This window comes from Roseibium sp. AWQ4_290 (genome assembly GCF_056160985.1).
This window is the reverse complement of sequence record NZ_JBSWYG010000012.1, coordinates 1-13,227: the sequence shown is the minus strand read 5'-3', so window position 1 is coordinate 13,227 and position 13,227 is coordinate 1. Positions and strand designations below refer to the sequence as shown.

Genomic DNA, 13,227 nt, shown 5'->3' with positions numbered 1-13,227 from the left:
GTTTCCTGTTACTGGTTTTCGTTATGGGTGTGGACCGGATCAAGCGATGGGGCCAGTGCGTCCAGCCGTTTCAGGATTTGCGCAAGGTGGGGCCGCAGCAGTCCGGCTTTTGTCTCATCATAGGCAAAGGGCGCGTCTTCACCCGCCAGATGGGTCTTTTGGGCCAGTTCCATCTGGATGGCGTGCAGGCCGTCTTTCGGGCGGCCATAGTGCCGTGTCGTCCAGCCGCCCTTGAAACGGCCGTTGAGAACGGCGCTGTAGCCCTCTGCGGCCTGTGTGGTTTCATAGACGACCGCCTCGATTTCCGGGGCGCAGGTGGCGCCGTTGTTGGTGCCGGTGTTGAAATCGGGCAGGGGGCCGTCAAACAGAAACGGGATGCGCGAGCGGATCGAATGACAGTCATAAAGAACCGCGATGCCGTGCAGGTCCCTGACCCGGTTCAGTTCTGCTTCCAGCGCTGCATGATAGGGCGCGTGCCAGGACCGGCGCCGGGCCTCGATCTCGCCGCTGTCCGGTTCGCAGCCGTCCAGGTAGATCGGCGCGCCGTCAAAATCCGTGAGCGGGCAAAGGCCGGTGGTGTTCTGGCCGGGATAGAGGCTGGTTCCGGCCGGGTCCCGGTTGGCATCGATCACATAGCGGTGGAACGTGGCCTCAACCCGGGTCACGCCGGGCAGAAGGCCCTCATAGAGCCTGTCCACATGCCAGTCGGTGTCCGCCCGTTTGCGGCCCGTTTCGTTCAGCCGGTGCCAGATTGTGCCGGGAATGAAGGTTCCCGAATGGGGCAGGCCGAGAACGATGGGGCTATCGCCGCGGGTGACCTCAACCGGCTGCATGGCGGGCTCCCATATCGATCAGGTGCGCGTCGGACAGGACGGAAGCCAGCCCGCGTGAGCGGACCAGGCAGGCCGCCGTCTCCAGATCGTTGGCCAGATACCGGTCCGCATCCAGCGGCGGTACATCCTGGCGCAGCCGGGTGATGACGCTCTGCAGGGCCGGGCTTGTCTTGAGCGGTCGGCGGTGTTCAATCCCCTCCACGGCGCAGAGCAGCTCAACCCCCAGAATATGCGACAGATTGCGGGTCATTTGGGCCAGGCGCCGGGCGCCATGGGCCGCCATGGAGACATGGTCTTCCTGATTGGCGCTGGTCGGCGTGCTGTCGGTGGAACAGGGATTGGCCAGATGTTTGTTTTCGCTCATCAGGGCGGCGGTGGTGACTTCCGCAATCATCATGCCGGAATTGAGGCCGGGATCGCGGGCGAGAAAGGGCGGCAGGTCGAAAGACAGCGCCGGGTCGACCATCAGGGCCACCCGCCGCTGGGCAATGGCCCCCAGTTCCGCCACCGCAAGGGCAATCTGGTCGGCGGCAAAGGCCACCGGTTCGGCGTGGAAATTGCCGCCCGACACGATCCGGTCTGCTTCGTTCAGCACCAGCGGATTATCGGTCGCCGCATTGGCCTCGATTTCCAGCGTGGTGGCGGCCATGCGCAAGAGGTCGACACAGGCCCCGGCCACCTGGGGCTGGCAGCGGATGCAATAGGGGTCCTGCACCCGGGTGTCTCCAACCCGATGGCTTTCGCGGATCTCAGAGCCTTCCATGAGGGTGCGCATGGCCCGGGCAACCTCGATCTGGCCCCGATGCCCGCGCAGGGCGTGAATTTCCGGCAGCAGCGGCGCGGTCGAGCCCATGATGGCATCGGTGGACAGGGAGGCGGTGACAAGGGTGGCTTCACCCAGGCGCCAGGCGTCGAACAGGCCCGTGAGGGCGCAGGCGGTGGAGAACTGGGTGCCGTTGATCAGCCCCAGCCCCTCCTTGGGGCCGAGCGTGACCGGTTCCAGCCCGGCTTTTGCAAGGGCGTCGCCCCCCGGCATGCGGGTGCCGTTGACGACCGCTTCGCCTTCGCCGATCAGGACGGCGGTCATATGGGCCAGCGGGGCCAGATCGCCGGAGGCGCCAACGGAGCCCTTGGCGGGCACGACCGGGGTCACATCGCGATCAAGGCAGTCTTCAATCAGGCGCAGCACCTCAAAGCGCACGCCGGAGGCTCCGCGCCCCAAAGACAGAAGTTTCAGGGCCATCATCAGCCGGGTGGTGGTCCGCTCCAGGAGCTCGCCAACACCGCAGCAATGGGAGAGGATCAGGTTGCGCTGCAAGGTGGCGGTGTCGTCCGGGGCGATCTTGACGCTGGCCAATTTGCCAAAGCCGGTATTGACCCCGTAAACGGCCATGGTTCCCTGGGCGGCGGCAGCGACCCGCTCGGCAGCTGCCACAATGGCGGCTTCCGCGCTGCGGTCGATGCGCACGGGTAGGGCATCCCGGTAGATCCGCTCCAGATCCGCCAGGGTTACGCTGCCCGGGGTAAGGGTGAGCGGGCTCATGCGGCATCTCCAAACAGGCGGGTGTCAAGGGCGTTGAAACCGATCCGGTAGCTGAGTTCTGCCGGATGAGTGGCGGACCAAATGGCGAGATCCGCGCGTTTCCCGGCTTCCAGCGTGCCGCGGTCGTCAAGGCCAAGGGCCCTTGCGGCATGGCAGGTGACACCGGTCAGCGCCTCTTCCGGGGTCATGCGGAACAGCGTGCAGCCCATATTCATGGTCAGAAGCAGAGAGGCGAGCGGCGAGGAGCCGGGATTGCAGTCGGTCGCCAGGGCAATGGGCACGTTATGGGCGCGAAGAAGGTCCAGAGGCGGCTGTTGGGTCTCGCGCAAGGTGTAAAACGCACCGGGCAATAACACGGCAACGCTGCCGCTGTCTTTCAACGCTTTCACGCCTGTTTCGTCCAGATATTCCAGATGGTCGGCCGAGAGGGCCCCATAGCGGGCAGCAAGGGCCGCGCCGCCCAGATTGGACAATTGTTCTGCGTGAAGCTTTACCGGCAGGCCAAGCTTTTGGGCCGCGTCAAATACCCGGGCCATCTGCTCAGGTGAAAAAGCGATGCCTTCGCAAAAGCCGTCCACCGCATCCACCAGCCCTTCGGCATGGGCCGCTTCCAGCGCTGGCAGGCAAACCTCGTCCAGATAGGAATCTGGCCGGCCCTGATAGTCTTCCGGGACCGCATGGGCCCCCAGAAAGGTGGTGCGGACCGTGACCGGCCTGAGGGCGGCTATTTTGCGGGCGGTGCGCAACATGCGCAGCTCCGTCTCGAGATCGAGGCCATAGCCGGACTTGATTTCCAGCGTGGTCACGCCTTCGCGCAGCAGGGCATCGACCCGGGGCAAAGCCTGGTCCAGCAGAGCGTCTTCGCTGGCTGCGCGGGTGGCCCTCACGGTGGCAACTATGCCGCCGCCCGCCCGGGCGACCTGCTCATAGCTTGCCCCTTCCAGCCGCATTTCAAATTCCTTCGCCCGATTGCCGCCAAAAACAACGTGGGTGTGGCAGTCAATCAGGCCGGGCGTGATGAGCCGACCGTGCATGTCTTCTGCCGGCAGGGCGCGGAAGGCGTGCGGCAGGTTGATGGCCGGGCCAACCCAGGCAATCCGGCCGTTGTCAATAACCAGTGCCCCGGTCTCGATCAAACCGTAGGGCGTGTCTGAACTGGTGCATGTGGCCAGACAGGCATTGGTCAGGAGGCGTTGGGACAAGAGCCATCTCCGGCTTGAATAGATCGCGGTATAAGATAATATGCATGCACATATTAATGTGTCAACGAAGGAAATCAGGCATGCCGGTGCACGCTGAAACACGCCTTTTTGCTCAAAAGGCCTTGCTGCCGCAGGGGTGGGCGGACAATGTCGCTATCACGGTGTCCCGGGACGGGACCATCGCATCCGTCGATGTTGACGGCCCGCTTGATGGGCATGAACGCGTCGGCATTTTGCTGCCCGCCCCGGCCAATCTGCACAGCCATGCGTTTCAGCGGGCCATGGCCGGGCTCAGCGAGCGGCGCGGGGCGGGTGGCCGGGACAGTTTCTGGACCTGGCGCCAGATCATGTTCCGGTTTCTGGATGTCTTGCGGCCGGAGGATGTGGAGGCGATTGCTGCCTTTGTGCAGATGGAAATGCTGGAAGCCGGATATGCGGCGGTCGGGGAATTCCATTACCTGCACCACCAGCCGGGCGGAGTGCCTTATCAGAACCTGGCTGAACTGTCAGAGCGGATCATGGTGGCGGCGTCCGAGACCGGTATTGGCCTGACCCATCTTCCCGTTTTTTATCAGTTTGGCGGCTGCGACCGGCGCCCGCTGGCGCAAGGGCAGATCCGGTTTGGCAATGACACGGACCGCTTTGCAGCTCTGCATGCCCTGGCTGCGGAAGCGCTCAAGGCCCTGCCTGCCGATGCGAGGCTGGGGGTGGCGCCCCATTCCTTGCGTGCGGTGGATGAAGATGGCCTGGCCCTAGCGGTGGCGCTGGCCCGGGGGCGGCCGTTGCACATGCATCTGGCCGAGCAGGTGGCCGAAGTGGAGGAGGTTCAGGCGGCCAAGGGCTTGCGCCCGGTCGAATGGCTTCTGGACCACCATCACGTGTCAGAAGACTGGTGCTTGATCCATTGCACGCAGATGACGGAGCAGGAAACGCATGGCCTGGCGGCAACTGGCGCGGTGGCCGGGCTGTGCCCGATCACCGAATCAAGCCTCGGAGACGGTATTTTTGATGGCGTCCGCTATCTGGAGAGTGGCGGCCGGTTTGGAATCGGCTCGGATTCCAACATCCGCATTTCCCTGTCGGAGGAGCTGCGCACACTGGAATATTCCCAGCGGCTCAGGGACCGGTGCCGGGCGTCGGTGGCGACCCGGGAGAAATCAACCGGCCGGGTTCTGTTTGATGGCGCGGTGGCGGGCGGAGCGCAGGCTCTTGGCCGTCCGTCCGGACGGATCGCCGAAGGTGCCCTGGCAGATCTTGTGGCACTGGATGCTTCCGCCATCGATCTGGAGGGCAAGGCAGGGGATGATCTGCTTGACAGTTTTGTCTTTGCCGGAGACGACCGCATGGTGCAGGAGGTCTGGTCGGCGGGACGGCATGTTGTGCGGGGCGGAAACCATGTAAAAGGCGATCTCATCCGCGCACGCTACCGGGCCACGATGGCCTCCTTGCGTGCCCGACTGTAGGACGGTGACGTGACGCTGACAGACACGAATTCCTGGACCGGAGTCCGCGCCGTGCTTTTGCGGCGGATACATGAGCGGATCTGGCAGCCGGGGGAACTGATCCCTCATGAAGCCGATCTGGCAGCGGAATTCGGCTGTGCCCGAACCACCGTCAACCGGGCGCTGCGGGACTTGGCTGAGAGCGGGCTTGTGGTGCGCAAGCGCAAGGCGGGCACACGAGTGGCCGTCAACCCGCCCCAGCGGGCCACGCTGACGATCCCGATCCTGCGCGAGGAAGTGGAAAGCCTGGGACGGAGCTACCGGCACAGTATTCTGGCCCGGGAGCTGAAGCCCCTGCCGCCGATGCTACACGGAGCGTTTCAGGTGTCTTTGGGCGAGGATGTTCTGTTTCTGAAGACCCTGCATTTTGCCGATGAGCGGCCCTACGCGTTTGAAGAACGCTATATCAACCTGAAAGCAGCGCCGGAGGCGGAAAAATTGCGATTTCAGGATGTCAGCGCCAATGAATGGCTGGTGCACAACGCGCCCTACAGCCACGGGGACCTGTCCTTCTTCGCCCTGAATGCGGATGAGGCCCTGTGCGAAAAGCTGGATGCGGTGCCCGGCACGGCCCTGTTTGCCATGGAGCGTATCACCTGGTCCGGTAACCAGCCGATCACCCATGTCCGCCTGATCTTCGCCCCCGGCTACCGGATGCGCACGGAGATTTGACGGGTGCTTTGGAGGGGGCGGTCAGACGGTCAATGGGCGGACTGGCGGTTTTGGAGCGTTTGATTGCGCCATGAGAGCGGGGAAAATGTTCGCCGCACTCCTGTGTGCAACCCGCGGGCCGTCTTTAAAGACCACAGAGGCTGAGGTTGATTTCAATCAGCACCGCGCACGGGAATGCTCTCCCGGGTTTTTGGGGAGACGAGGCGCTGCGCAGCAAACACCATGGCTGCAATGGACAGGCCCGCCAGATCGGACCACAGACCGCCTTCTATCATCAGGAGAGCAGAAGCGATGAGGCCCAGGCGCAGATATGAGGCGGCGACTTTTCCGAGGAACCAGCCCTGGACACCCGAACTCAGCAGAAACACCCCAATGATTGCCGTTCCGCCGGCGCGCAGGATGTCTATGACAGTGCCGTCCATGAGGATTGCCGAATTGTAGAAAAACATGAACGGAACAATGAACGCGGCCAGTCCGAACTTGAAAGAGGTGACGGAGGTTGCCATGGGATTTGCGCCAGAGATGCCGGCCGCCGCGTAGCTTGCGAGCGCCACCGGAGGTGTGATCGCTGAAAGGACCGCGAAGTAGAAAACAAAGAAATGTGCAGTCAGCGTTGGAATGCCAAGCTGCACCAGGCCTGGCGCAACCACGGAGGCCGCGACCGCATAGGCAGCGGTTGTCGGCATGCCCATGCCCAGCAGGATCGCGATACACATGGCGAAGAACAAGGCGAGAAGCTGACTGGCTGCAGCGAGGTCGAGAAGCAGGCTGGAAAACCGCGCGCCTACACCCGTCAGGCTGATCACGCCAACGATGATACCGGCACAGGCGCAGACCGCAATGATCTGGATCGACATGACACCGGCCAGTTCAAACGCCTTGATGATTGAGCGCAGGCCCATGCGATGCGGAGTGAACCAGGAGACTACGGCGGCCGAGACAGTCGCAAGCGTTCCCGCACGGATTACCGAATAGCCCATGAAAAGAGCAGCGATCAGAATGACGATCGGCACAAAGAGATAGACCCGCGCCACCATCTCCCGGAACTTCGGCAGTTCATCGTCGCGCATGCCCCGCATGCCGAGCTTCGCCGCCTCGAAATCGACCATGAAGTAGATCGAGGCAAAATAGAGTACGGCAGGAATGATGGCGGCGATCGCGATGTCCTGATAGGGAATGCCGGTGATCTCGGCCATGATGAAGGCCCCGGCCCCCATGATCGGGGGCATGATCTGGCCGCCTGTCGAAGCGGCAGCTTCCACGGCCCCAGCTGTCTTCTTTTCGTATCCGACCCGTTTCATCAGCGGAATGGTGAGGGAGCCGGTGGCGACGACGTTTCCGGCGGAAGTCCCGTTGATCATGCCCATCAGTCCGGATGCAAAAATCGCCACTTTCGCCGGTCCTCCCCGCGCGCGCCCTGCGGCGGCAAAGGCAAAATTCACGAAATAGTCGCCCACCTTGGAGGCCTGCAAGAAGGCGGCGAAGATGATAAAGAGGATGATATAGGTGGACGATACAGCTGTGGTTGGCCCCAGAATACCGGCATCAGAATAGACATGTCCGAAGAAACGCTGCCAGGTGTAGGCACTTTGCACCGCCAGAATGCCGGGAAGCAGATGGGCTGTGAAAGTGTAGATCAGGAACACGGCCGTGATAATGACCAGGGCGAGGCCCGCGACCCGGCGGGTCAGTTCCAGGATCAATGCAGATCCAGCCGTCGCGGCGAAGGCGACCCCGATTGGAACGAATGTGGTGCCGACGGAGTTCCTGGCCGCCGTGTCATAGATCGCGATGAAATAGGTTGCCACAACAACAGCGCAGACGGCGAGCACGATATCGGACGCGGCAAAGCGCTCGCGTCCGCGGCGCTCTAGCCAACCGGTGAGGATCGCTCCGAACGTTGCGATGAGCAGCGGAAAACCGAACCACCACACTTCGTTTTCGTAGATCTCGGTGCCCGGAAATGCCGCCCAGGTCGTCAGTCCGCCCATCTGAGGCAGGGTGCCGGAATGGATGGTATGAACAAAACCGATCACCGTAGCCCCTGAAACGAGTGCAGGGGCAAGGAGCAGCAGGGCTAAAATGCTGACGAGCCGCGTATTGCGATGCGGGGCACCGGTTGCATGAAAGATATGTGCAGAAAAAAGCAGAAAGCCTAGAGCCAGAGCGCCGGCAATATGGGCGATGCGGAAGTTCCAGGTCTCCATCGGAAACTGAGGCAGGAGCGGAATGGTTATTCCGGTCCATGCGGAAATGGATACGCCATTGAGCGCAACCATGTGAAAGGCAGCATAGCTTGCAGACAAGCCTGCCATGACGAGATAAGCGCGCCCGTCGAAGAGACGCCGATTGCTCTCGATTGGATCTTCATCCACACCGTCAGCCAGAACTTTTTTGCCGGCGTTCTCGGCTGCCTGGTCGGTCTTGTCTGTCATGGGGTCCTGCTGCGGCCGATCCGAACGGCTCTGTCCTGTTTGGTCGGGGGATGTCACTGCCTGAAGGCCAGGCGGTGCGGACTTGATCGGGCACCCGCGCGAGGACGTCCGCGCGCGGGTGCGCTAGGCGGTCAATTGCCGTAGATCATATCCGCAGGAATGTCAGCGCCTTGGGTTTCCTGGAACCAGCGCGCGGCACCTGGGTGCCACTTCATGACCTGGTTGCGGTCCCAGAATTCCGGAAGTGTCGAACGGGCGGCTTTGTGGGTGGCGACCATGCGATCGTTGTCGGACATGACCGCCTTTACGACGCCATACACGAAGGTTTCAGGCAGATCGCAATTGGCGATCGCGAAGTTCCACATGGAGACGGAGCGCACCGGTGCTTCCAGCGTCGTGTAGCTGTCTGCTGCAATATCGAAATTCGCCACTGGGAACGCCTTCGTGATCGTGGCCTGTTCTTCTTCCGTGAATTCGATGATGTTGATGTCGGTCTGTACTTCCAGCTGGCTGACGGCGGGAACCGGAACGCCTGCGGCAAACGCAATCACGTCCAGAAGGCCGTCCTGCAACTGGCTGCCCAGGTCGGACCAGCCACCATTACGGCGCTCGAACTTGACGCCGAGCTCTTCCATCATACGCGGGAAATAGGTGTCGGATGTCGACCCTGCCGGACCGAAGCCAATACGCGCTCCTTCCGGAATGTCAGCAACGGAGGCGATGCCTGAAGAACTCAAGGTCGTGATCGAGAACGGGGTCTGGTACATCGGGAACATGGCGCAGGCCTTGTCCATCTGCAATCCTGGCGCAATGGGATTGGAACCGGCAATCGATTCTGCCGCCGGGCCCATGGTGGTCATGCCAAATGGCAGGTCGCCGGAATGCACAAGCGCCATGTTCTGCATCGGTCCGCCGGTGACCTCGGCAGCGCCTGACACACCAAGCTCTTCACCGGCAATGTTGGCCCAACCTGTGCCATATCCGAAATAGGTTCCACCCTGCGATCCCGTTCCCACGGTAAAGCTGTCCGGCCAGCCAGTCTTGTCAACTGTGTCTGCGACCGCTGCGGTTGCGGTCAACCCGGCGATCACAAAGACGCCGGTCATCATGCTGAAATTCATGAGTTCCTCCACTTTTCATAAAGGGTCTGTCGCCCGAGCCCACATCCTCCTGTGGACAGCAAACACCGGCCCTTCACCAGATATGCAGGCTAAACCTGCATATTGCCGCTGCACAGCGCAGAAGATTTATATAAAAAAATGGAATAATAGAAAGCTATGCCGTCGTCGCAATCTGGTCCACATGCTGTTCAAGCGTCTGCAGAAAAGCGTCACGTGAAGGGTCCCGCGTATCGCGAACCCAGGCGACAGACAAGGCCAGTTTGTTTTTTGCTGGCCCAGCCGGCAGATCCAGCGAGACGAACACCACACCTTTGACGGTAAGTCTGGAGATCCAACGGGGAACGATGGCGATCCCGACACCCGTGCTCACCAGATTGACGATGGTCTGTTTTTCCTCGGCAATCTGCGCGACCCGGGCGGGCAACCCTGCCTCCAGGAACAGTTTCATCGTCAAGTCGTGGCTGTGCGGCCGCGACCCCTTGTCCGGAATGATCAACGGTTCATCGGCCATGTCTTCGACCGAAATACGGTTCCTCTGTGCAAGCGGGTGGGTATCGGGAACCGCAACGACCGCCGTTTCGAAAAACAACGATTTCAGCAAAAGGCGAGGGTCGAGAACCTCGGGTGGCCGGACAACCGCGACATCGAGCCGTCCCGTCAGCAATCTTGGCAGCAAGCGGATTGTCTTTTGTTCAAGAAGCTGAATGTCGACCTCCGGATGTGCTTCCCTGAAGAGCGGGATCAACCTGGGAACAAGACCGACCGCTGCGCTGTCTATTGCCCCAATGCGCAAAACTGACGCGTTGTCCCTCTGGCTTTCCCTGAATTCGGCTTCGAGGCGGTCAGCGCGGTCCACGATGTCGCGGGCCGCCTCCAGCAGGTCGCTTCCGGCCTGGGTCAGCGCAACGCTCCGTGTCGTGCGCGTCAGCAAACGGCTGCCGAGACTGTCCTCCAGCAATTTGATCTGCCGCCCCAGTGACGCGGGCAGGATATCGAGTTTCTGCGCGGCGCGGCCGAAATGCAGCGTATCTGCGACAGCGATAAAACACTTCAGTTGGCGAAGTTCCATGGATCTCTTCGATTATATCATTTTTTTATATGATCTATCCAGCATTGCCGGAATGACAGGAGATTGCAAGTCTAGGGCCGACACAGCGGTGGCCAGGGATGGTCATGCTCTCCCGCCAGCCCGAACAAGCAGGAATTTGCAATGCGCAGCTATCAGATTGCGGCCATCCCGGCGGATGGCATTGGTCCGGAAGTGATTGAAGCAGGATCGGAAGTCCTCGCTGCGCTCGGTCAGCGGTCCGGAGATGTGAGCTTTGACCTGACCTTTTTCGACTGGGGCTCTGACCGCTACAAGAAGCATGGCGAGATGATGCCAGCAGACGGGCTTGACCAGTTGAAGCCGTTCGATGCGATTTATTTCGGGGCCGTTGGTGCGCCGGACGTGCCCGACCACATCACACTTTGGGGACTGCGGCTGCCAATCTGCCAAGGGTTCGATCAATATGCCAATGTGCGGCCCACCAAGATCATTCCGGGCGTCACATCTCCCTTGCGCGATGTCGGGGTGGGGGACCTCGACTGGGTGATCGTCCGGGAAAACTCCGAAGGTGAATATTCCGGCAATGGCGGGCGTGCCCACCGGGGCTTGCCGGAGGAAGTCGGCACCGAAGTCGCAATCTTCACGCGTACCGGCATCGCCCGGATCATGCGTTACGCCTTCAGGCTGGCACAATCGCGGCCCCGCAAGCTGCTGACGGTTGTGACCAAGTCAAACGCTCAGCGGCACGGCATGGTCCTTTGGGATGAAATTGCCGCAGAAGTCGCGCAAGAGTTTCCGGACGTTACCTGGGACAAAATGCTTGTAGATGCGATGACCGTCCGCATGGTCAAGAACCCGCGAAGCCTCGACACGATCGTTGCCACCAATCTGCATGCGGACATACTTTCCGACCTCGCAGGCGCTCTGGCCGGCAGCCTCGGTGTTGCGCCGACCGCCAATATCGACCCGGAGCGGCGGTTTCCTTCCATGTTCGAACCTATTCACGGATCGGCTTTTGACATAACCGGCAAGGGCATTGCCAATCCCGTGGCAACATTCTGGACGGCCTCTCAGATGCTGGATCACCTGGGCGAACAGGAATCCAGCCGGCGCCTGATGACCGCTGTGGAGCGGGTTTGCGATGCAGGCATCCTCACGCCCGATGTCGGCGGCAACGCAACGACGCGCGAAGTGACCGACGCCGTTATTCAGGCAATCCACGGGTCGAATACGTAAGACTGCCCGCAACACATAAGACCCTGTTGGATGGTTTTTCAGGTTTACCGGCAAGGAAAGGCGCGCAGGTCGGCCAGGTTGGCCGGGCAAGCAGTGCGACACAGCCCGACGGGCCTGAAAGAGCCACCGACGGCCACGGTATGAGAGCGTTCTGCCGTGTCGCGCGTTCTGGACGCTGCCCGACATCGCCCCGTGACACGCACCTTGCGGAACGTTCTCATGTCACGGTCCAATAGGGGCTTATTTGGTGAGGTTGGTATCACGCGCCCGCTTCACGCCCGCAATGTGGTCATTCTCCAGTGCTTGTCCTGCAAACCGCCTTTGTTGCACGGCAAGCGAAACCCTGAAAAGGGCGGACGAAGCTGCCGTCGGTCAGGACCAGTTCACAGACCGCTTTCAGCGATTGATGGTTGCTCCAGCTCCAGAATGTTGCCTTCACAATCTCGGGCATAGACTATCAAATGTGGCCGTTCTTCAGTGCCAAAGTTCGTGACGTCGCCTTGCAAGGCCCCACCAAACCGCAGCAATTTTTCAATCGTCCGGTACAGATCGCAGACCTCGAACGCCAAGTGGCCATAACCGGGATCGTTCACAGCGGGGATGCCCCTATCGGCTGTGGTGGTATACTCCATGATCTCCAAGAACGGTTCATTGCCAGCAGGTAAGTTCAGCCAGATCGAGTAGATATCGTTGTCCGGCAGCCCATTTCCGCGAGACACGGCTGTTCCAGAAAGCCGCCTTGGAGCGCGTCTCTCTACGAAGCCGAAAATCTCTTTGTAAAACAATGACAGTTGATCTGCATTTCGCGCGGTAAGACTGACATGTAGCAATCTCAAAGAACCAATCCTCACTTCGCATCTCCGAGGCGGTTTGACATAAAGCCCCTTCTGAACCGGACATTCGCGCGCGGTGCAGCATTTTACAATTTGGGTTCGTTTCAGTCATTCGCCGCACACGTTTCAAATGTCAGCTCAGGGCCGGAAGTTGTCGAGAAGGGAAAACTTGGCCACGGTCTTTCAAGGGTGGGAAGCAGACTTTTGTTGCGGCGAGTTCAAATGGCGGCGATGCGGACTTTTGAGACCTTGGGAGGCTGGCGCAAATGAGAGAGAAATTCCACTCTACAACTTGAATAACCAGCTGATCGCAGAATGAAAATCAAATTTCGCTTCTAAATTGCGACTAAAAAACCCTCCGAATACACTCCAACAACCATCGTCTTTACGTCCACACCAATTTTATGAAGTGGTTACACCATTGACAGAAAAGATGGTTCTGTAATGAAATGGATACTTACGATTGAAAGTATTGCAAGCTGGGTGCACACGGCGCAATCGAGATAAGAGCTAACCACAATGAATACAGTCACACCGCGATTTTACAAACTCTGTGTCTTCATCCTTTGTGTCGAATGGACCGTGTTTGGTTCGATGCATTTTTCATTTCCTGGACCGACAGAAAATCAAATCCCCGGGTACATCAAACCAGATGCCTTTCGACACTTTATCTGGACCTGTCACGGTTTGTTTCCGCCCCGAGTTCTCATTTAAGCGGCCCTGGCTTCGAATGCCAATGGGCTTTTCCATGCCAAAGCCGAGTGCCTTCTGCGCGGATTGTAGAAGCCATTGATGTATTCGA

11 protein-coding genes are annotated in these 13,227 nt (G+C 60.3%); 3 read left to right on the top strand and 8 right to left on the bottom strand.

Going from position 1 to position 13,227, the window contains the following annotated elements:
- Positions 1-8 precede the first annotated feature (8 nt).
- From hutG to hutI, 3 genes are read right to left on the bottom strand one after another with little or no spacing between them, the layout of a single operon-like run.
- Complete coding sequence (gene hutG, locus ACXAH0_RS13340) at positions 9-833, bottom strand: N-formylglutamate deformylase (protein WP_475191934.1); 825 nt, start codon at positions 831-833, stop codon at positions 9-11.
- Positions 820-2,376, bottom strand: a complete 1,557-nt coding sequence (hutH, locus tag ACXAH0_RS13335) for a histidine ammonia-lyase (protein ID WP_475191932.1) — start codon at positions 2,374-2,376, stop codon at positions 820-822. Before hutH ends, hutG begins: the two co-directional genes overlap by 14 nt.
- Positions 2,373-3,578: an imidazolonepropionase gene (gene hutI, locus ACXAH0_RS13330; protein ID WP_475191928.1), complete on the bottom strand. Its 1,206-nt coding sequence runs from the start codon at positions 3,576-3,578 to the stop codon at positions 2,373-2,375. The genes hutH and hutI overlap by 4 nt, the downstream gene beginning before the upstream one ends.
- A gap of 80 nt (positions 3,579-3,658) precedes the next feature.
- Here hutI and ACXAH0_RS13325 point away from each other — a divergent pair, with 80 nt between their 5' ends.
- Together ACXAH0_RS13325 and ACXAH0_RS13320 are read left to right on the top strand one after the other, a co-directional pair.
- Positions 3,659-5,041, top strand: a complete 1,383-nt coding sequence (locus ACXAH0_RS13325) for a formimidoylglutamate deiminase (RefSeq protein ID WP_475191926.1) — start codon at positions 3,659-3,661, stop codon at positions 5,039-5,041.
- Between the two features lie 9 nt (positions 5,042-5,050).
- Complete coding sequence (locus tag ACXAH0_RS13320; RefSeq protein WP_475191923.1) at positions 5,051-5,752, top strand: GntR family transcriptional regulator; 702 nt, start codon at positions 5,051-5,053, stop codon at positions 5,750-5,752.
- 152 nt (positions 5,753-5,904) lie between these two features.
- On the opposite strand, the gene ACXAH0_RS13315 is transcribed toward ACXAH0_RS13320, so the two are convergent.
- From ACXAH0_RS13315 to ACXAH0_RS13305, 3 genes are all read right to left on the bottom strand, one after another.
- The gene (locus tag ACXAH0_RS13315; protein ID WP_475191918.1) at positions 5,905-8,187 is read right to left on the bottom strand and encodes a TRAP transporter permease; all 2,283 of its coding nucleotides are present in this window, start codon (positions 8,185-8,187) and stop codon (positions 5,905-5,907) included.
- Between the two features lie 131 nt (positions 8,188-8,318).
- Positions 8,319-9,308 (bottom strand): TAXI family TRAP transporter solute-binding subunit, encoded by a 990-nt coding sequence (locus ACXAH0_RS13310; protein ID WP_475191913.1) that lies wholly within the window; start codon positions 9,306-9,308, stop codon positions 8,319-8,321.
- A gap of 154 nt (positions 9,309-9,462) precedes the next feature.
- Positions 9,463-10,377 (bottom strand): LysR family transcriptional regulator, encoded by a 915-nt coding sequence (locus ACXAH0_RS13305; RefSeq protein WP_475191910.1) that lies wholly within the window; start codon positions 10,375-10,377, stop codon positions 9,463-9,465.
- Positions 10,378-10,518: 141 nt separating this feature from the next.
- Here ACXAH0_RS13305 and ACXAH0_RS13300 point away from each other — a divergent pair, with 141 nt between their 5' ends.
- On the top strand, positions 10,519-11,592 hold the full coding sequence (locus ACXAH0_RS13300) for a tartrate dehydrogenase (RefSeq protein ID WP_475191908.1): 1,074 nt from the start codon (positions 10,519-10,521) through the stop codon (positions 11,590-11,592).
- Between the two features lie 383 nt (positions 11,593-11,975).
- Here ACXAH0_RS13300 and ACXAH0_RS13295 read toward each other — a convergent pair whose 3' ends face one another.
- Both ACXAH0_RS13295 and ACXAH0_RS13290 read right to left on the bottom strand, forming a co-directional pair.
- Complete coding sequence (locus ACXAH0_RS13295; RefSeq protein ID WP_475191905.1) at positions 11,976-12,443, bottom strand: VOC family protein; 468 nt, start codon at positions 12,441-12,443, stop codon at positions 11,976-11,978.
- 585 nt (positions 12,444-13,028) lie between these two features.
- The coding region (locus tag ACXAH0_RS13290; protein ID WP_475192246.1) for a hypothetical protein at positions 13,029-13,227 on the bottom strand (199 nt) is incomplete at its 5' end.